The following is a 19,159-nucleotide window of genomic DNA, read 5'->3' as shown; positions in this document are numbered from 1 at the left end:
ACAAACCGGACAGATTGTGTGCTACAAACCGGACATATCACGTGTTACTAACAATTCCAAAATCCTCCTTGTCCATTGTTATTTTTTAATTTACTCTTGTTTCAGCATTCAGCACGGCTTTTAACGAGATCAATAAATCTTGTGAGATCACTACCCGGTCCAAAAACAGCCTTCACACCCATCTTTAGTAATTCTGGCTGATCAACATCAGGGATTAAACCCCCAACCACAATTTTTACATCTTCCATATTATTTTGTTCCAGTAATTTGATTAATCGAGATACATTTTCAAAATACGCCCCACTAAAAAAGGCTAAACCGATCACATCAACATCTTCCTGCTTAGCGGCAGCAACGATATTTTCTGGAGCTCGATAAATAATGTAAATTACTTCAACGCCAGCATCCCTTAACATTCTCATAACGGTTTTCGTTCCCTTGTCATGACCTTCCAATATATGCTTGGCCATTAGTAACCTTGCTTTTTTCCTGGATTCCATATTTAAAATACCCCCTTTTTAGTAGGCTGCAAGGGGACTACAATCCGTCCCCCATTTCAACACTTTTCTCAGCGTTTTTGCAATTTCTCCAGTAGTTGCTTTCGCTTTAGCAGCTTCTATCGCTGCTGGCATGACACCCCCATATTCACCTTTAGCCAACCTTTCAGCCGCCAGGAGCAGGCCATTTAAAGCCGCATCTGTTTTAGCTTGGTCACGCTCGGCCTTATATTTTTTTACTCGCTCGATAGCTATTCGAGCTACCTCCGGATCTATACGGAATGGCTTTATCTCTTTTTCTTCCCCCATCACGTATTTGTTCCAACCAACAACAACTCTTTCCCCGCTATCAACTTGCTGACGCCACTTCGTAGCGTTCTCCCGGCACTGCCCTATAAGCCAGCCATCTTTTAGCGCTTTAATAAAGCCACCCATCTCATCAATCTGTTTAAGGATTTTCTTATCCTCTTCCTCCATCTTATTGGTAAGCGACTCTACATAATAGGAACCGCCCAGGGGATCAGTAACCTTAGTGATGCCAGTTTCTTCTGCTATTACCTGCTCAATTCTCAGCGCGAGAATTGCTGCCTCCTCTGTAGGGATGCCAACAGATTCATCATAGCTTGGTAACGCCATGGCTGTTGTACCAGAAAGTACTGCTCCTAAGGCATGAAGCGTTGTCCGAATAAGATTAACCAAAGGCTGTTGTCTGGTAAGCTCGGAACATGAGGTATGAGTATGGGTTCTGAAGTGCATGGAAGCTGGTTTTTTGCATCCATATTTTTCATGGGCGATTCTGGCCCATAATCTTCTCGCGGCTCGAAACATACAGATATATTCAAAAAAGTCGTTACAATTTGCAATTTGGAACCCGATTCCTGGCATAAAGGAATCTGGTTCTATCCCTGCCTTTACACAGGAATCGGCAACTGCCATTGCCGTAGCAATGCCAAAGGCCATCTGTTGTACAGCATTTGCTCCCAACTCAGACATAGCCTGACATTCGATATTAGTATGATTCCAACCGGGCATTTCTTTGCAACAAAAGTGAATAAGATCAGTTGCCAGCTTAAGCCCATCATTGGGTTCCCATAGCATACTTGGAAGCCACCAGGCAGTGAATTCCCAGTTCATGGTATTACCGCGCAGCTTATCCCTGGGAAAGCCTCTCTTATCGGCATAGGCAATGAAATGAGCAAAAACTGGAATGGTATCTGCGTTAATCATCACAATATTGGTTTTAGTTAAATCTAAATCATGTAGCATTCGTTCGAAATCCTCATCGTTAATACAGCTAACACCATCATTACCAATATAACCTGCCGCTTCTGGTTCATCAGGATCGAAACCTGCATAGGAGGGTAAATCCCATACCAGATTATATGACCGACCGCCAAAGTATCCTTTCATTCCTGCTTTTGCAAGCAAATCCATTCTCTCCCTGGTATGTTCCGGTAACCCGTATCCATGTACTTGCTGGTTTATCCATGGCTGAAATTGGTAATGAATAACATAGTTGCTTCTCATATAAGGGTAAGTGCCAGGTGAACCGATGTCTTGGGCATAATTGATATGCTCAACGTCTAAAGGAGTATAAACGGGTTTGATTGGTATTCCTGAACTTGTGGTCGAGCTAAAATCCTTCCCTTGGTAGCGTTTTTCATAAAATTCTTGCCATTCCTGTTCAAGTTTTTTTGCTTCTTCTAACGTTTCTTTGGAAAACATTTTAAACCTCCTCGTATTTAAATAGGGTACAACAGTTTACGATAAAATGGGGTATATTTAGCTTCATACCGCATTAACTAACATTTCCACAAAAAGAGTGCCATCATACTTTAACCGGTTTTCTTTAACCCGACTTCACCCTTAGATAACTGATAACTGGGACGCCCTTAAATAAATAAGCAACCCATTTCATTTAGATGAGTTGATAACTATCCTCCTGAGCAATGGCTTCCCCTCTCTGAACTGCATATCCCACACCATACCGCTTGTGGCAATGGTTGAAGCTAACCACGTACCCAACGTTTATCATGCCAGTCCGCTCTCTGTCAACTGAATTATCTAAGGGCGTCCCCACCATTAACCAAGGGTGTCCCCACCATTAACCAATGGGGGAACTATCTTTTTAGATGAAATTGGTGAGCTTTCTCCTCCCGTTCAGGTCAAGCTCCTCCGATTTCTTCAGGAACGTGAATTCCAGCGACTCGGTGGAAATCAGACGATACGTTCCGATGTACGGATTATCAGCGCCACCAACAGTGATCTAAAATCGCTGGTCGGAGAGAACCTCTTCAGAGAAGATCTTTTCTACCGAAGGACTACTCCGTGGATTGCTGAAGTATTTAGAGCGGAAATTGATCCTTGAGGTAATGGAAAGGGCGGGCGAGCAGCAAACGAAGGCCGCCAATATCCTCGGTATCAGTGACCCATGTTACGGTATAAACTCAAGAACTACGATTTCAAGGGGTAGGCTCCTCCACCTGTCCGAGTAGTACCTTGATACGGGCACTCAAATCGGACAGTGTGTCATAGCGGCTAATGTCCTTGGCGGAAAAGAAGCCTGAAGGGTTTGGATGATAATCTTTTGGCCTGTGTTAGCGGACGCATGACCAATTTTCAAGCCGCCATCGCGGCTTCTTCATTTTGAATAACAATTTTGGGATTAGAATTTTTCGGAGGAACGGGCAATCCTTGTTCTTTTAATAAATTAACCTGTTCAATCATCCCCCATTTTGCCTTGTATAGACAATCCTCGACAGAATGACCAATTCCTGAAAACCCTGGCAAATCAGGAGAATAGAAGCCAAAAAAATCATGTTCCTTTGTTGCCTCAATTATCAAAGAATATTGCAAATCTATCATTCTAATTTCACCTCCGCCTTTTATTTCTTGATTCCAGCATCTTTCAATATTGCATGACATGTACCTTTAGGAACTTCCTTCGAGCCGTGATAATCGACCCTGATCAGATTGTTCCACCCAGGCTTATTTGCAACTTCTTCCTGGCTCAGGACAACGGGCAGCTTCTTGTCTTTGCGGGGCCGTTTGATTTCGTAGAGGAACTTTCTTTTCAGCATGCCCCCGTAGTAAAATTTCAGGGCGTTGATGGCTTGGTTCAGCGTAGAGGTGGCGGATTGCTTTTCTTCCGCGAGATAGAGGAGATAATTCTTGACGTCGCTCTCACTGATTACAGATGAACTCTTACCTGCATGACTGAGAAAATCCCTGTTGAAGTAGAGATAGGCTTTTACGGTCTTGTAAGGGATGCTCTTGACCTTGGCAACGAAGTCATGGCTGTAAAAAAGGGAAGGTAACGGCTATCTTGCCCGCGGCGCTTCTTGTGAGAGTTACTATGCCCATCGGCGATACTCCCTTGTAATGCTTCAGCACTGCCTTCAGGATTTATTACCGGGCCGTAAATCGGTTGCAGAATATATGGGGAATTTCGGATTGTCAAGAACATACTCAAAACCAAACTACTGATTTTCCGGCAGGCGCTGAGGCTGCAGACACGCAAGGGACGGTTCAATTTATTTACTATAAGTTTGCGTTGCTGCGGAGGAGCCGAATAGCACCTTGATATGGGCACTCAAATCTGACATGGCGTCATACCGGGTCAAATCATAATAAATTGGTGTGATGGATATCATCCCTTTGCTCAGCACATAGGCATCGGAGTTAATCTCATCCTGAGCGGAAATTTTTGTTTCACCCGCCAACCAGTAATAGATATTATCTCTCGGATCTACCCTTCTCTCAAAATTTTCTATAAAACGCGCCCTGCCCTGTTTTGTCACGCAAATCCCCTTGATCTCATCTTCGGGAAGAGCGGGGATATTGATATTGAGGGGAATGTTTTTCAAGGGGTTGTTTTTTACCATGAATTGTGCCATCTTTCTGGCAAACCTTGCAGCAAAGGTAAAGTCCGCATCTCTGCGAGTATCGAGAGATACCGCTATGGAAGGTACACCCAGGATGGCCCCCTCGGTTGCTGCTGATACAGTTCCCGAATAGATCACATTAATCCCCACATTGGCACCGAGATTGATCCCCGATATGACCAGGTCTACAGGTTTTTCGGATAACTCCCTGATACCGATCTTGACACAGTCCGCCGGCGTTCCCGTTACGGCATATCCAAAGAAATTTCCGTTCTTTTTCGCCTCTCTTACCATCAGAGGACGGAAGATGGTAATCGCATGGCCTACGGCGCTCTGTTCGATTTCAGGAGCTACAATTAAACAGTCCGCATCCCTCGAGAGCTCCTGATACAGGGCACTCAACCCCTTCGCATATATACCGTCATCGTTTGTCAGTAGAAACCTCATGATCCTATCTCCCTTGAATGGGCTATGGGTTATTGCCTATCGCCTATCACTATCACCTATGGGTTATGATGGCTTGGTCTATTTGGCCGGTTATGGATATAGGGCTTTCACCTATGACCTATGAGTTCTATGGATAGAGGGTCTTGATATAACTCGCCGCCTCTTCAGCCACTGGTGCCGAATCAATCAAAACAGAAAGTTCATTGTTGTATTTCAGGGCGGAATGCGTCAGATTATGACTCCCCACAAAGGTATATCTCCTGTCTATAACCACCAATTTGGTATGGGTGGTCATTTCGGGAGAATCGAAATAAACCTTTACTCCCCCCTTTTTCAATTTGACCACGGTGTCCTGATTATGCGCATCAATGTCGGAGGAACCATCACCCCTTTCAAGGACTACCACTACCTTGATCCCTCTGCCTGCGGCCTGTATCAGATGTCGCAAGATGACCTCTGAATAATTGCGAGGATGTCCATTGGCCTTGAACAGAAAGAAGGACATGAGAATCTCTTTTTGGGCGTGGTCAATCGCCGCAGAAAGGGCAGGAAAATACTCCCTGTTTTTGAGAAGTGTCACGGAACAGCCTGGCAGAGAAGAGGGGTGGCCTTCTTCCCCTCTTACCATCTTCTGTTTAGCTGCAACAGATAGGAACGACCTTTCAGATGGTAACAGAAGGATGGTGAGGGACAGAATCAGGATGAAGAGGAAAATGGTCTTTGTCGAGCGGCTCGGCATACTCCTATTCACTTTGAAATAAAGGAGTCAAGGGGTCGAGGATTCCAAATGTTAAAAAACTACAAGGAATTGAAAGTTTGGCAGAAGTTTTATCAGTAGAAAACAAACACTTGAACCCTTGAACCCTCGAACCCAACTGATTACTTTACGTCTTCGAAGTCCGCATCAACAACATCTTCGTCTTTCCGGGCGGCTCCTTCCCGCTCTCCTGTCTCCGGCCCACCGTAGGCACCTGCTCCGGGCTGTGCCGTAGTTTTAGCGTACATGGCCTCGGCAAGCTTGTGCGATGCAGTGGTCAACTTCTCCTGGGCTGCATTGATGGCGACGATGTCATCGCTCTCGATAGCCCTCTTGACTTCGGCGATAGCTTCTTCAATCCTGCTCTTCTCCGCAGGATCTATCTTATCACCGAACTCTCTAATATTTTTCTCCACGCTGTAAGCCAACGAATCCGCCTGATTTCTTAACTCAATCAGTTCTTTTTTCTTCTTATCTTCCTCTGCATGGGCCTCCGCATCTTTGACTAATTTGTTTATCTCCTCCTCAGACAATCCGCTCGAGGCGGTAATCCTGATGCTCTGTTCTTTCTCCGTGCCAAGATCCTTTGCAGATACGTGAACAATCCCGTTGGCATCAATGTCAAAGGTCACCTCTATCTGGGGCAATCCTCTTGGCGCCGGGGGGATGCCAACCAGTTCAAACCTCCCCAGGGTTCTGTTGTCCGCTGCCATGGAGCGTTCCCCCTGCAGGACGTGGATGCTCACCGCTGGTTGATTATCCGCCGCCGTCGAAAATATCTGGCTCTTCTTGGTCGGAATGGTGGTATTCTTCTCAATCAGTTTTGTCATTACACCACCGAGAGTCTCAATGCCGAGAGACAGGGGCGTTACATCGAGAAGCAGTACATCCTTCACATCACCGGCTAAAACACCCCCCTGGATCGCTGCACCGACGGCCACCACTTCATCGGGGTTGACTCCCTTATGGGGTTCCTTTCCGAAGATTTCTTTAACTTTCTGCTGTACCCTGGGCATACGGATCATCCCCCCTACAAGAATCACCTCGTCTATGTCTTTTGGGGTAAGATTGGCATCCTGAAGGGCTGTCCTGCATGGCAGAACCACTTTTTCGATCAGGTCCTCCACCAAGGCCTCCAATTTAGCCCTCGTCAGCTTGAGATTCATGTGCTTGGGACCTGAAGCGTCAGCAGTAATAAAGGGGAGGTTGATATCTGTCTCCAGGGAGGTGGAAAGCTCCATTTTAGCCTTTTCCGCCGCCTCCTTGAGCCTCTGCAGGGCCATCCTGTCATTTCTGATATCTATCCCCTGGTCTTTTTTGAATTCAGTAGCCAGATAATCAATAAGTCTCTGGTCAAAGTCCTCACCGCCGAGGTGGGTATCACCGTTTGTCGCCTTAACTTCAAAGACCCCGCCCCCAAGTTCAAGGATGGAGATATCAAATGTCCCTCCTCCCAGGTCAAAAACGGCGATCTTTTCGTCCTTTTTCTTGTCCAGACCGTAGGCCAGGGCTGCCGCCGTCGGTTCATTGATGATCCTCAGGACGTTCAACCCGGCTATTTTCCCCGCATCTTTGGTGGCCTGCCTTTGAGAATCGTTAAAATAGGCAGGGACCGTAATGACCGCATCGGTTATCTTCTGTCCGAGATAATCGTCGGCGGTCTGTTTCATCTTCGTGAGAACCATCGCCGAGATCTCTGCCGGAGAGTAGTTCCTTTCCCTTATGGTGACCTGTGCATCGCCGTTCTTCGCCTCGGTGATCTTGTAAGAACATATCTTCGCGTCATACTGAACTTCTTTGGAGGCAAATTTCCTTCCGATGAGTCTCTTGACGGCATAGACGGTATTTTCAGAGTTGGTTACCGCCTGTCGCTTGGCAACCTGTCCTGCCAACCTCTCACCGCTATCCGTAAAGGCAACCATCGAAGGTGTGGTTCTGCTCCCCTCCTGATTGGCTATGACAACGGGATCCCCTCCTTCCATGATGGCGACACAGGAATTTGTCGTCCCTAAATCAATCCCTATTATTTTCCCCATTATTTATCCTCCTTAATCTCTTAATCTTTAATTGGTATGCCGTTTTATGTTTTCTGTTTCGTACGCTTACAAACAGAAACCTTGGCCGGCCTTAGCAGGCGGCTGTTCAAAAGATAACCCTTTTCAAATTCATCAACCACTTTGTTATCCTCATGTTCTTCGGTCTCTACCTGAAGTAAGGCTTCATGTATATTAGGGTCAAAATCCTTGCCGATAGCCTCAATTTTCTCGACTCCGTATTTTTCCAGACAACAGCACAGTTGCTCCTGAACCAGTTTAAGACCGGCTTTGAAGGCCTCAAGGTCGTCTGCGTTGCAGGCGTGCTTGCATGCCCTGTCGAGGCTGTCTGCCAGTGGCAGGATATTTTTGATCAGATTTTCATTGCAGTATTTTACAAATTCGGTTTTCTCTTTCGCGGCACGTTTTTTGTAGTTCTCAAGCTCTGCAATGGCGCGCATATACTTGTCGAAGTTTTCGGCGGCCTCTTTTTCCTTTTCCTTGAGCTTCGTCATCAGATCTTCAATAGACACTATTTTGTATCCGGTCTCTGAAACAGTTTAAAATCTACCATTTCACAAATCACATGTCCTAACGTGATGTGAACCTCCTGAATGCGGGGTACACTTTGGGAAGAAACGTGGAGAGAATAATCCACCATTTGTGCTATCTTGCCCCCGTCTTTCCCCGTCAGACCGATGGTGATCATACCGATTTTTTTTGCTATCTCCAGGGCCTTGACAACATTCGGAGAGTTTCCGCTGGTGCTGATTCCCCAGGCTATATCTCCTTGCTGTCCTATGGCCTTAATCTGTTTGCTGAAGATTTCTGAGAAGTCATAATCATTGCCAATGCTGGTAATAACGGAAGTATCGGTAGTTAAGGCTATTGCGGGAAGTGGTGGCCTCTCGATGATAAACCGGTTTATAAATTCTGCAGCCAGGTGTTGGGCATCCGCTGCAGAGCCGCCATTTCCAAAGAGTAATATTTTATTCCCCGTCTTTAAAACGCCTGTCACCGCCTCGACAACATTGACAATCCTGTTCAGGTTCTCGTTGACGAATATTTCCTTAAGCTGACTGCTCTCCCTGAATATCTTTACAATGTGGTCTTCCATATATCACCACAACAACTGTATTTCACTTTTCATCAAACTGCCAAAACTAAAACTAATATAGTAACCACATTACCTCATGTCAAGGTATTGGGCCGATTAATTCAGGGGGAAAATATGGAATCTAAACTACGGCTCCTGTCTCTCAGTTCCGCCAGTTTTCCTTTGTTCCATTCGGATGTCCTGCTGAAATATTGGGTAATCCTGGCAATTCCCTCCACATCTTTTGACCCGCAGAAGGAACAGGTTTCTCTCAAGCCCCTAAAAGTCCTGTCACAGGCGGTACAGGTCGTGAAGTCAGGTGAGAAGGTGATTTGGGAGTTTTTGGTGTCTCTGAAAACCTCGGTGACGAACCTGACAATGGACTCCGTGGAAGGCCGGGTCTCTCCGAGCCACAAAGAGGTAAAGGCGCCTCCACTGATAAAGGGATGAAAGCGCCCTTCCATCTCCACGCGTTCCATGGGGCTCACGGGAGCCGACACATGCAGATGAGAGGAATTTGTGTAATATATCCCTCCCTTTGACAAATCACCTTTGACAAAGTGTCCCGCCTCCGGGGAGAAATACTTCAGATCCAGCCGGGCAAAACGATAAGCTGTGGTCTCCGCTGGTGTCTGTTCGAGAATAAACCGCATCCCATATTTTTGACTGAGCTTATCGGTTTCTCTCTTCATATGTTCGATTACCTTTAATCCCAAGTTCAGGGCGTCTGTGGATTCGTGTAATTGTTTACCGGTATAGATCTGGGCAAGTTCATTGAGTCCCACCATCCCCACGAGATAGAACGAGCGATCCATTCTGAGATAGGGTGAACCATCCCTGTTCATGGCGAGCATAGAGAGGGGTCCCGCCTTACCGTGGGAAAGCAATCTTTCTATAAAATCTTTCTTTTCACTGTGGGCCTTCGCTGCCAGTTCCATCAGCTCCGAGATCAAGGAAAACAACTTGAGATTATCCCTCTTGGCTTTATAACCGAGCCGGGGAAGATTCAAGGTCACATTCTGGATGGCAAAACACCTTAACCTCCAGGGGGTCTTTGCATCACTCCACCATTCCCCCTCCTCTAAGCTCGAACAACCGCATATTGTTCTGGCCTTTTCGTCCCGTTCGAAGACAAAACAGGTATTTCCTTTTTCCGCGGCTACATCGCAGATAAGATTGAGAAAGTCTCCATGCCCCGGTGTTTGAAAAAACCTTTCCGTGATATGGACGACAGGTCTGGGGAAGATGAAAGGCCTCCCCGTGGCATCCCCCTCCTTGAAGACCTCGAAAATAGCCCGGACAAACCTCTGGGCATCCACGGTATAATCTTTGTAAGTCTTGCCGGTAAATTTACCTCCCGGCCCGATCGCCGGGACATCCGCAAAATGTTCGGGCACTTCCCAGTAGAGATGGATGTCGGTAAATACGGACTGCCCGCCTCTGGCCGAAGTCAACTGAGAGAATTCATAAACGCGCACCTGGGCAAACTGTTTGATTTCCCTGTCGCTCATCGCCGTCAGATAGGGGGCAAAGAAGTAATTTACCGCATCCCATCCAATGACACCAGCAAAATGCCCCTGGAGAAGAGAGCCAAATCGCACCATGTGGGCCAGGAGAACCTCCACGTGCCTGGCCGGTCTGGCAACTGTGATGGAACGGGGGATGTTCGGGCCAAACTTTTTAATGTATTCAAGGGACTGACATGCACTGTAAGGTCTGTCAATGTATCCCAGGCCATGTAGATGGATATCACCTGCCACATGGGCATCCCTCACATTGTTGGAAAAGACATCATGGAGGGCGTATTCCCGCTTGATGCCTTCGGCGAGGACCAAGTTTGTGCCTTCGGGGGTGTGGGGTACATTGGCGTTTTCCTTATTCTGGTGAAAAATGAACTCCCTTATGTCATACAGGGGAAATCCGAGACGGACATGCATCCTTCTTGCCTGGTCAAGACCTTTTTGGATAAGTTGTACGTTCACCAATTCCCTGATCAGGGGTGTTGTGAGCAGACTGATCCCGGAAGAGACGATCTGTTTTTCAACTTCCCTACTGATCATTTCTGCTGTATCAACGTCCATGTCTGTCTCCCGGAGGAGGGCATCAACGATTCGCTGCCGGTTCCAGCGGGTCATGTCTTCTTCATACGACGCCTTCACGAAAAGCGTCAAATCTGTGGTTTCATGATTAATAACGGCCATATCCCATAACCAATTTGATAAACTCTAATCCGAAATCTGAAACAAATCCTCGTTCAATATTGTTCAAGACTTACGACTTACGACTTACGACTTATGACTTTATATGTTGGTCTTTGTAACCACGTCCAATGCACTGAGTGTCTTTTCTGCGGCCATGGAGAGTTCTTCATCCTGATTATGGTTTAAGGAAAACACACGAAAATGGACGACTCGGGCCGGGATAAACCGGTAGATATCAATCAAAGGTTCCGGAGATGTTCTCCCTGTAGCCGGATTAAAGATATTGATCTTCTTTTCCGTTTCTGCCATGGGGTTGATGGGCCGCGGATCCTGCGTAGCCAGATCTACCCGCAAAGCGATGCGTGTCAATGCCGCAGGAAGATGCTTCCTGATCTGTTTTTCGTAATCACCAGCCTGAGAAAACCTGGTTCCCTTCTGGATCTGGTCAACGGAAATCTCTGTGGAAAAAGACATCTTCCACTTGATTTCTCTGTGGTGGAGCTTTTCCCACTCCCGTCCTAATTTCCTTTTTTTGGGATCCTTATTCTTAAGCCAGTTTTGCACCTCATGAAACAGGCGCCATTCATCGCAATGTAGGTACTCATCCAAAGCATCAGCCGGGTTCGCAGGGAAGACAATATTCATCGTGTCTCTGAAGATCTCCTGCAGGTGGAGATCCAGCGCCCTTGTTGTCCGGTGAAAGTAAACATTGGTGTAGAGATTCAATCTCGCATTTATAAAACGACTCAGCGCCGAAATGCCTGCCTGGTGGAGTGTCAGACCCTCTTCCGTAAAAAATGTGTAGAACCGAAGCCTTGCAATATCCACAATGTCTAAGGAAAATCCGGTCATGTAGGCATCTCGCTGGACATAGTCGAGATTGTCCACGGTATAGATACCGGAGAAGAGCTGTCGTAGAAGTTGTAACCATTTTGGCTGCCTCGTCTCCTGAGCGGTCGGCATCTTGATCAGGAAGGCAACCTGAGCGGGATCAAGAGGTTCCCCCTTAGCAAAAGGACCACCGGGACTCCTCCTGATACAACTGATGATCTTATTCAGCTTTCTCATGATGATAAGCTGTCCCAGGTCCTCATGCGTTAAATCGTACTGGTTAAGGAAATGGTCATCGAAGAAATGCCCGTAAGGGCCATGCCCCACGTCGTGAAGTAATCCTGCCACCCGGAGAAGTTCCTCCACGTAGTTCAAGGAAGGGGCATCTCTGCATACTTCGCAAAGACTCGGATAGAGGCATCTTCCGAATTCACCGGCAATGTGCATGGCGCCGAGGGAATGTTGAAATCTGGTGTGCTCCGCCGCTGGATAGACCCATCGTGCACTCTGAAGCTGGTAGATCCTTCTTAGCCTCTGTAGCCAGGGTGAATCAAGCAAATCTTTTTCTGTTTTCTCCGGAGAAAAATCGGCTGAGGGTACAGTAAAAGAGGCGTACTGATATATAGGGTCAGCAATCAGCGCCAGCCCTTTGTATATTTTAGGATACCCCATGTTTTTCGTCTTCACAAAGTAAAGTTTACAACATTCTCAGGTAAATATCAAATCTTGAACACGTTTTGTGATTCGTAAGCGTTCAGCTATCAGCTCTCAGGAAAACAGGCTATAGGCAAGAGGCTATGGGCCTATCGCCTATAGCCCCTTGCCCATTGCCAGTGTTGTTTTGACCTGTCTTACTGATCGCTGATAGCTGACGGCTGAACGCTTACCGTGATTCTGTTGGTGGTGGAAGGGCTTGGCGGGGAGGCTAAAAGCCGGACATCATCAGTCTGTATACCTTTTCGGCTGAGTCGTTTGATAACTTGATGAGGGCATTTTTCCGGCTGTTTTCGCTGGCAAGCTGGTCAGTGACCTGATAATCTTCCATTCCCAAAAGATCTTTATTGCTCCAGATAATCTCATGGGTACCCTGTTCTTCAAAGATGATTTCCATGGTCATCGTCACCCGTTCCTCCACAGCGATGTTGTTGATGTCGTAAGAGAGATGGGCGGTGGTAAGGCTTTTTATGCTTCCCCTCAATACAGCATCTGCCATCTCCGGTCTTCCAACCAGCTTGAATCTCCTCCCTTCGATAAACTCATCTATGAAGGCCTTCCGGAGGTAGTTTTCCACGTAGGCCTCGCTGCTCCTGTTGGAAAATGTGTCAACAAAAACCTTTTGAATACGCGTACCTACATGTTCTCCAGCCGGCGTGAAGTGATAACCACACCCTGTGATCAGCAGGAGGAGAGCGGCGCTCGTTATCAGGCCGATGAAACGGTTAATTTTTTTGCAGATCATCTGTTTTGCCTATCCTTGAACCACAATATTGACCAGTTTTTTCGGGACGTACACTTCTCTTACCACCTTTTTCCCCGCGATGAGTCTGGATATCTTCTCATTGGAGATGGCAAGGGACTTGATTATCTCCGCATCTTCATCGGCGGGAACGGTTATCCTGCCTCTTACTTTCCCGTTGACCTGAATAACAATGGTAATTTCCTCTTCCGAGGCCACGGTCGGATCGTAGGTCGGCCAGGGGTGATCGGCGAGGCTGATTTCTTGGCCAATGAGCATCCAGAGTTCTTCGGTGATATGGGGAACAATGGGGGCCAGCAGCAGGATAATAGCTTCGATGGTCTCCCTGATGACAGAAATGGCCTTTAAATCTCTCTTTTCCGGGCGCTCCACTTGATAGATGGCGTTAACCAGTTCCATGACGGCGCTGATGGCTGTATTGAAGTGGAACCGTTCCTCGATATCAGCGGTCACCTTTCTGATTGTCTGGTGGGTCTTCCGCCTCAGATTTTTCAGATTGTCGGGAAGAGTTTCCCTACCGTTAAAGGGTTCTACACCCCTGATATCCTCGAGATAATCCATGACAATGCGCCAGGTCCTGTTGAGAAAACGGAACGAACCCTCGACCCCTTGGTCACTCCACTCAAGGTCCCTCTCCGGAGGTGCGGCGAAGAGACAGAACATCCTGGCCGTATCGGCGCCATACTCCCCGATCAGATAATCGGGATCAACAACGTTTTTCAGGGATTTGGACATCTTTTCCGTCTTGCCGATTGTGACCTCCTGTTGACAGTAACGGCATTTCCCATCCTTTACCTCCTCGGGAAAGAGATACCCGTGCTCCCCGCATCTCATCGTTTCCTTGCAGACCATCCCCTGGGTCAAAAGGTTGGTAAAGGGTTCGTCAACACTTAAGATACCAAAATCCCTCAACATCTTGGTATAAAATCTTGCATAGAGAAGGTGAAGGATGGCGTGTTCAATACCACCAATGTACTGATCCACGGGCATCCAGTAGTCAAGCTTTTTTCTCTCAAGCCCCGGTTCCTCGGTGTGGTGGGGCGAGCAGAAACGATCAAAGTACCAGGAAGATTCCACGAAGGTATCCATTGTATCTGTCTCTCTTTTCGCCGAGGCTCCGCAGTGGGGACAGGTAGTTTCCGCAAATTGCCGATGCCTTGTTAGGGGGGAGCCGCCCTCTCCCGTGAGCGCCACGTCGTGTGGCAGAACAACGGGGAGATCGGATTCCGGCGCCGGCACCGTGCCGCAAACCTTACAGACGATAATGGGGATCGGCGCCCCCCAGTATCGCTGCCTGGATATACCCCAGTCTCGCAAACGGTACTGGACGGTCTTTTTCCCCAGACCCCTGGATTCCAGATGCTCTGCAATTGCCTCGAGGGCCTTCATGTTTCCCATCCCGTCAAACGGTCCCGAGTTGATCAGGATACCTTCGTCTACGTAGGCCTCTGTCATGGTCCTGGCATTTAGAGGTTTATCGGGATGCTGTATTACCACCTTAAGGGGAAGGCCATATTTCCCGGCAAACTCAAAGTCCCTCTGGTCATGGGCGGGAACCGCCATGACGCAACCGGTTCCATAGTCGGGAAGAACAAAGTTCGCCGCATAAATGGGAATTTTTTTATTGGTTAGGGGGTTGAGGCAATAGGTGTCGAGGAAGATGCCTTCCTTTTCGTACGATTCAGATGTCCTCAATACCCTGTCCTGTTTTTTTACCTTTTCGACGAACTCTCTCACCTCGTTCTCTCTCGGTTTTCCCTCTATCAGTTCCATGACCAGCGAATGTTCGGCGGCAACCAGCATAAAGGTAGCCCCGTATATTGTATCCTGCCGGGTTGTGAAGACCCTGATCTCCCCATCAGCTCCTGCTAAGGGAAAGGAGATTTCGCAACCGTAACTCTTGCCGATCCAGTTTCTCTGCATAGTGAGGACCTTTTCCGGCCATCCGGGAAGTCTGTCGCAGTAGTCGAGGAGTTCCTCAACATAGGCGGTAATCTTGAAAAACCACTGGTCGAGATACTGCTCCCCTACCTCTGTGCCGCATCTCCAGCAGAGCCCGGCCTCGACCTGCTCGTTGGCGAGGACTGTCTTACAGTGGGGGCACCAGTTTAGCGTGGAGCTTTTTTTATAGGCAAGCCCCTTTTTGTACATCCAGAGAAAGAAAAGTTGTTCCCACCGGTAATACTCCGGTTCACAGGTGGAAATTTCCCTGTCCCAGTCGTAGCTGAACCCCATCCTTTTGAGCTGTTTCTTCATGGAGGCAATATTTTCATAGGTCCACTTGGCGGGATGAATTCCGTGTTCAATGGCGGCGTTTTCTGCCGGCATGCCAAAGGCATCCCAGCCCATGGGGTGCAGGACATTGTATCCTCTCATCCTTTTGTATCTCACCACCACATCACCGATGGTGTAGTTTCTCACATGTCCGATATGGATCTTGCCTGAGGGATAGGGAAACATCTCCAGGAGGTAGTACTTCTTTTTGTGAGGATCCTCCGTTACCTTAAATATCTGTTCTTCTTCCCAGCGCTTCTGCCATTTTTCTTCAATCTCCCGGGAGTTGTATCTCATGTTCATCATTTTTCTAAGCTTTCCCGCTACTCCAATAACTTTTTACTTCCATTAATATTCACAATCCCATTATATTCCCAATGATCACCTTCATGATTTCGGTGGTACCAGCGGCGATTGTCATATAACGGACATCTCCCGGCGCCCGTGCGACATAATATTCCTTCATACACCCGTACCCCCCATGGAGTTGGGTACAGTGGTAGGCAACGCGATTAACCATTTCCGGAATCCACCACTTGGCCATGGATACCCTCAGGGTAATGTCTCTTCCCTCGATGAAATCTTCGATGAGAGAATTCAGGAATGTCCTGCCTATTTCGACATCGGTGGCCATCTCCACGATTTTGAATGTGTTGTGCTGATGGCTACTCACAGGACATCCAAAGACGGTACGTGTTTTACAATAATCAATGGTCTTTTCCAGTACATATTCCGCCGCCACTTGGGCATCAATGGTAAGTATCAGGCGCTCCTGTTGCAAGTTGTGCATCAGATACTGGAATCCCTTGCCCTCCTCACCCAACAGGTTCTCCACGGGAACCCGACAATCCTCGAATATCAATTCCCCTGTATCCATACTGTGTCCCCCTGTCTTCTCGAGAAGGCGTCCCTTTGAAAAACCTGGAGTTCCCTCTTCAATGAGCAGTACGCTAATACCTTTATGGGGGGGCTTAGCCTTGGAGTCTGTCTTCACCGCCGTTACAGCTAAATTGCAACTTATGCCATTGCTGATAAAAATCTTCTCGCCATTCACGATGTAGTCATTGCCGTCCCTTACTGCCCTGGTACGGATACTGGCGAGATCGGAACCGGCCTCCGGTTCTGTCATAGCAAGAGATGTAATAATATCTCCAGTTACGCATCCGGGGAGATATCTCTCCTTTTGTTTTTCGTTGCCATGATGATGGAGATAAGGAACGATAATGTCACTGTGAATCCCCATTCCATTTACTACACCGGGACACTCGGACCTGCCGAGTTCTTCATGGACGATCACCGAGTATTCAAATCCTGCCCCGGCACCGCCGTAGCGCTCCTCGAGCCAGGGGCAGAGGTATCCCTGCTCACCCATCTTGTACCACAGACCTCTGGGAATTCCTCTCTCATCCTCCCACTTTTCCCCATACGGTTTTATCTCCCTATTGACAAAATCCCTGATGGATTTGCGGAAGATGTTATGCTCCTCTCTGTAAAATTTTGCTTCCATTAATGTCTCCTTAATATTATTAACCCCTCCCCTAAAATCCTAAATCCTCACCCACGATCAAGACATGGATATCAGAGAGAAAAGGTTTTCTCTCTAAAATAACTGTTACCCGGCATGCCCGCATGGGGGCATTGCAATCCACACAGAAACCTGTGGCCGCACAGGGAAGTTCTAAGCCCATATCCCTTACTACCTGGGGGGTGGCAACCTCTTTAATTCGCCGGAAGGCGCTCTCCCGATCATTAACGATCTTATTGGCTCCTGCCACTACTATCACCCTGCCCGGGCCGAAGATCATGGCCCCTACACGGTTTCCTATCCCGTCCGTACTGACCAGCGTACCCTCCAGGGTAAGAGCATTGGCGCTGGTGAGGAAGACATCGCAGGTTAAGTGGGACTTTCTTATCTTTAGAATATCTCCCTCGGATAATCCTGGCCTCCAGTGGTCATAGATTACATGGCCCCGTTTCTCCAGGGTATCCAGAACACCGAGTTGTCGGATAGTCATGGAACCCCCGACGCCAATCTTTGCCCCTTTGGGAATACGGTTGAGAATCTCGGTACGGGCAGCCTCCAGGCTGCTCACATATATAGCATCAAAAGCATTCTTTTTCAGCGCCTCCACTGCCTTTCTGCCCCTCTGTTCCAGCAACCATCCCCTGGTTTTTCCCATATTCTGCAAGCGTGCGAAATAAGGATTTTCATTGTCACTGTTTCCCATGATTATTCATGCCTCCTTCCTTCTTCTTTTTTCGCAACACTATTTTCAAGCTAATTTGTACAGAGCATATCATAAATTCCCCTCCTGATCATCATGACCGCTATCGCCGCAAGTAACAGGCTGAATACCTTGCCGAATGCCTTGGCCCCTCCTTCGCCGATCATATTTATCAGCCGGGTGGCATGCGAAAAGACAAACCATACCAGGAAAAGGTTAACGATTAGAGAAAAGATTGTTGGCAGGTAACTGTACAAATCAACAGAGATAAGGATAGTTGTCAGGACAGCCGGGCCGACTATCAGAGGCGTGCCGAGGGGAACAATGCCGAGGGTGGAACTGGTTAATCTGCTGGTTTTCTGGGGAAAGAGCAGGTCGCCAGTAGCAATAATGAGCAGTATTATGCCACCCGCAATCTTGAAGTCGGATATGGAAACGCCCAGAACCCTGAATACAAACTTCCCGAGGACAAGGAACCCCATACTGACGATAAAGGACGTCACAATACTCTGTTTTACAATCTTTGTCCTTTCTTTTGCTTCAATATCCTCGGTTAAGGTGATGAAAATGGGCAGGATCCCAATAACATCAATGGCTACGAAGATTGGTATCAGCGCTAATAGATAGTTTATCCAATTTTCGGACTGGAAGAGAGTTACCATACTGTTTTATCCATTACTTTAAAGAATTTTAAGACTGGCGAAATCTGGTCGAAATCGGAAATCTTTCTCTGTTTGTTTGATAAGAACTTCTTTCTGGGTGCGTGGGTGCGGGAAGTATAGGAGAAGCAGTCTTGTATGTCAATATGTTTTAGTAAAAGGTATAGTGGGTTGCGTTGAGTTGATAGATTTGATTTTTTTGATAAGAACTCGCTTTTGGGTGGGTCGAGCGAGTATATGAAATTGGCGATTGTGTGTCAGGAAGAAACTGGCCGCCCCCACGCGGGGGGCGACAGGGTAATTTGCCCGATAGCGACCAGGGGAAGTTGTTTCAATCCACGCCCCCACGCGGGGGGCGACTAAAGTGGAGGGGAAAAAAGCAGGGGGTCTGAAGTTTCAATCCACGCCCCCACGCGGGGGGCGACCACCATCAGGCTTGACGATGGGTCAGGGGTGGTTGTTTCAATCCACGCCCCCACGCGGGGGGCGACATACTACAGATCAAGAGGTTAGGAAATTTGAAACGTTTCAATCCACGCCCCCACGCGGGGGGCGACTGAGGTGTTCCCGATGTGGTCAAATTGTTGAAAAGTTTCAATCCACGCCCCCACGCGGGGGGCGACATTCACCACTATCAGTATCTCCCTCGAGATTCTCGTTTCAATCCACGCCCCCACGCGGGGGGCGACTTAAAAACAATCTATAACCTAATCAACAAAGACAGTTTCAATCCACGCCCCCACGCGGGGGGCGACCTAATTCATCAGAAATGATTTCA

The 19,159-nt window shown here is 47.7% G+C and carries 17 protein-coding genes and 1 CRISPR repeat array; of the genes, 1 reads left to right on the top strand and 16 read right to left on the bottom strand.

The window, feature by feature from the left end; genetic code table 11:
- Positions 1–101: 101 nt before the first annotated feature.
- Both QMD03_03130 and QMD03_03125 read right to left on the bottom strand, forming a co-directional pair.
- The gene (locus QMD03_03130) at positions 102–500 is read right to left on the bottom strand and encodes a cobalamin-dependent protein (GenBank protein MDI6776224.1); all 399 of its coding nucleotides are present in this window, start codon (positions 498–500) and stop codon (positions 102–104) included.
- 18 nt (positions 501–518) lie between these two features.
- Positions 519–2,222, bottom strand: coding sequence for a methylmalonyl-CoA mutase family protein (locus QMD03_03125; protein MDI6776223.1), 1,704 nt, complete (start codon positions 2,220–2,222; stop codon positions 519–521).
- A gap of 367 nt (positions 2,223–2,589) precedes the next feature.
- Here QMD03_03125 and QMD03_03120 point away from each other — a divergent pair, with 367 nt between their 5' ends.
- Positions 2,590–2,865, top strand: coding sequence for a sigma 54-interacting transcriptional regulator (locus tag QMD03_03120; protein MDI6776222.1), 276 nt, complete (start codon positions 2,590–2,592; stop codon positions 2,863–2,865).
- Positions 2,866–3,116: 251 nt separating this feature from the next.
- Here QMD03_03120 and QMD03_03115 read toward each other — a convergent pair whose 3' ends face one another.
- The 14 genes from QMD03_03115 to QMD03_03050 form a co-directional block, all read right to left on the bottom strand.
- Positions 3,117–3,362, bottom strand: coding sequence for a hypothetical protein (locus QMD03_03115; protein ID MDI6776221.1), 246 nt, complete (start codon positions 3,360–3,362; stop codon positions 3,117–3,119).
- A gap of 20 nt (positions 3,363–3,382) precedes the next feature.
- Positions 3,383–3,577, bottom strand: coding sequence for a hypothetical protein (locus QMD03_03110; protein MDI6776220.1), 195 nt, complete (start codon positions 3,575–3,577; stop codon positions 3,383–3,385).
- Positions 3,578–4,030: 453 nt separating this feature from the next.
- Positions 4,031–4,828: a 5'/3'-nucleotidase SurE gene (gene surE / locus QMD03_03105; GenBank protein ID MDI6776219.1), complete on the bottom strand. Its 798-nt coding sequence runs from the start codon at positions 4,826–4,828 to the stop codon at positions 4,031–4,033.
- Between the two features lie 127 nt (positions 4,829–4,955).
- Positions 4,956–5,567, bottom strand: a complete 612-nt coding sequence (locus QMD03_03100; GenBank protein ID MDI6776218.1) for a phospholipase D-like domain-containing protein — start codon at positions 5,565–5,567, stop codon at positions 4,956–4,958.
- Positions 5,568–5,707: 140 nt separating this feature from the next.
- Positions 5,708–7,621 carry a molecular chaperone DnaK gene (gene dnaK / locus QMD03_03095; protein MDI6776217.1) on the bottom strand — a complete coding sequence of 638 codons (1,914 nt, stop codon included), beginning with the start codon at positions 7,619–7,621 and terminating at the stop codon, positions 5,708–5,710.
- Between the two features lie 44 nt (positions 7,622–7,665).
- Complete coding sequence (gene grpE / locus QMD03_03090) at positions 7,666–8,151, bottom strand: nucleotide exchange factor GrpE (GenBank protein MDI6776216.1); 486 nt, start codon at positions 8,149–8,151, stop codon at positions 7,666–7,668.
- Positions 8,151–8,735 carry a D-sedoheptulose 7-phosphate isomerase gene (locus tag QMD03_03085; protein MDI6776215.1) on the bottom strand — a complete coding sequence of 195 codons (585 nt, stop codon included), beginning with the start codon at positions 8,733–8,735 and terminating at the stop codon, positions 8,151–8,153. The genes grpE and QMD03_03085 overlap by 1 nt, the downstream gene beginning before the upstream one ends.
- 101 nt (positions 8,736–8,836) lie before the next feature.
- A complete protein-coding gene (gene nrdD / locus QMD03_03080) occupies positions 8,837–10,915 on the bottom strand; it encodes an anaerobic ribonucleoside-triphosphate reductase (GenBank protein ID MDI6776214.1) in 2,079 nt (692 codons plus the stop codon).
- Positions 10,916–11,014: 99 nt separating this feature from the next.
- Positions 11,015–12,418, bottom strand: a complete 1,404-nt coding sequence (locus tag QMD03_03075) for an HD domain-containing protein (protein MDI6776213.1) — start codon at positions 12,416–12,418, stop codon at positions 11,015–11,017.
- A gap of 253 nt (positions 12,419–12,671) precedes the next feature.
- Entirely contained in the window at positions 12,672–13,205 is a 534-nt protein-coding gene (locus tag QMD03_03070; GenBank protein ID MDI6776212.1) for an LptE family protein, read from the bottom strand.
- A gap of 9 nt (positions 13,206–13,214) precedes the next feature.
- Positions 13,215–15,803, bottom strand: coding sequence for a leucine--tRNA ligase (leuS, locus tag QMD03_03065; GenBank protein ID MDI6776211.1), 2,589 nt, complete (start codon positions 15,801–15,803; stop codon positions 13,215–13,217).
- A 49-nt stretch (positions 15,804–15,852) separates the two neighbouring features.
- Complete coding sequence (locus QMD03_03060; GenBank protein MDI6776210.1) at positions 15,853–17,004, bottom strand: acyl-CoA dehydrogenase family protein; 1,152 nt, start codon at positions 17,002–17,004, stop codon at positions 15,853–15,855.
- Between the two features lie 31 nt (positions 17,005–17,035).
- A complete protein-coding gene (locus tag QMD03_03055; protein MDI6776209.1) occupies positions 17,036–17,725 on the bottom strand; it encodes a lactate utilization protein in 690 nt (229 codons plus the stop codon).
- Between the two features lie 50 nt (positions 17,726–17,775).
- Positions 17,776–18,384 carry a MarC family protein gene (locus QMD03_03050; protein MDI6776208.1) on the bottom strand — a complete coding sequence of 203 codons (609 nt, stop codon included), beginning with the start codon at positions 18,382–18,384 and terminating at the stop codon, positions 17,776–17,778.
- Positions 18,385–18,643: 259 nt separating this feature from the next.
- Positions 18,644–19,136: a CRISPR direct-repeat array (repeat unit 32 nt; unit sequence GTTTCAATCCACGCCCCCACGCGGGGGGCGAC).
- Positions 19,137–19,159 lie beyond the last annotated feature (23 nt).

The sequence above is a fragment of the Syntrophales bacterium genome (assembly GCA_030018935.1).
In the GTDB taxonomy this organism is placed as follows: Bacteria; Desulfobacterota; Syntrophia; order Syntrophales; family CG2-30-49-12; genus CG2-30-49-12.
The sequence above is the reverse complement of the archived record's forward strand: the minus strand, read 5'-3'. Positions and strand labels throughout refer to the sequence as shown.

What these genes read in the sequence shown, in the direction of transcription:
- QMD03_03130 (MDI6776224.1), bottom strand. Translation starts at nt 500, where the DNA reads ATGGAATCCAGGAAAAAAGCAAGGTTACTAATGGCCAAGCATATATTG.
- QMD03_03125 (MDI6776223.1), bottom strand. Translation starts at nt 2,222, where the DNA reads ATGTTTTCCAAAGAAACGTTAGAAGAAGCAAAAAAACTTGAACAGGAA.
- QMD03_03115 (MDI6776221.1), bottom strand. Translation starts at nt 3,362, where the DNA reads ATGATAGATTTGCAATATTCTTTGATAATTGAGGCAACAAAGGAACAT.
- QMD03_03110 (MDI6776220.1), bottom strand. Translation starts at nt 3,577, where the DNA reads ATGCTGAAAAGAAAGTTCCTCTACGAAATCAAACGGCCCCGCAAAGAC.
- surE (MDI6776219.1), bottom strand. Translation starts at nt 4,828, where the DNA reads ATGAGGTTTCTACTGACAAACGATGACGGTATATATGCGAAGGGGTTG.
- QMD03_03100 (MDI6776218.1), bottom strand. Translation starts at nt 5,567, where the DNA reads ATGCCGAGCCGCTCGACAAAGACCATTTTCCTCTTCATCCTGATTCTG.
- dnaK (MDI6776217.1), bottom strand. Translation starts at nt 7,621, where the DNA reads ATGGGGAAAATAATAGGGATTGATTTAGGGACGACAAATTCCTGTGTC.
- QMD03_03085 (MDI6776215.1), bottom strand. Translation starts at nt 8,735, where the DNA reads ATGGAAGACCACATTGTAAAGATATTCAGGGAGAGCAGTCAGCTTAAG.
- nrdD (MDI6776214.1), bottom strand. Translation starts at nt 10,915, where the DNA reads ATGGCCGTTATTAATCATGAAACCACAGATTTGACGCTTTTCGTGAAG.
- QMD03_03075 (MDI6776213.1), bottom strand. Translation starts at nt 12,418, where the DNA reads ATGGGGTATCCTAAAATATACAAAGGGCTGGCGCTGATTGCTGACCCT.
- QMD03_03070 (MDI6776212.1), bottom strand. Translation starts at nt 13,205, where the DNA reads ATGATCTGCAAAAAAATTAACCGTTTCATCGGCCTGATAACGAGCGCC.
- leuS (MDI6776211.1), bottom strand. Translation starts at nt 15,803, where the DNA reads ATGATGAACATGAGATACAACTCCCGGGAGATTGAAGAAAAATGGCAG.
- QMD03_03060 (MDI6776210.1), bottom strand. Translation starts at nt 17,004, where the DNA reads ATGGAAGCAAAATTTTACAGAGAGGAGCATAACATCTTCCGCAAATCC.
- QMD03_03055 (MDI6776209.1), bottom strand. Translation starts at nt 17,725, where the DNA reads ATGGGAAACAGTGACAATGAAAATCCTTATTTCGCACGCTTGCAGAAT.
- QMD03_03050 (MDI6776208.1), bottom strand. Translation starts at nt 18,384, where the DNA reads ATGGTAACTCTCTTCCAGTCCGAAAATTGGATAAACTATCTATTAGCG.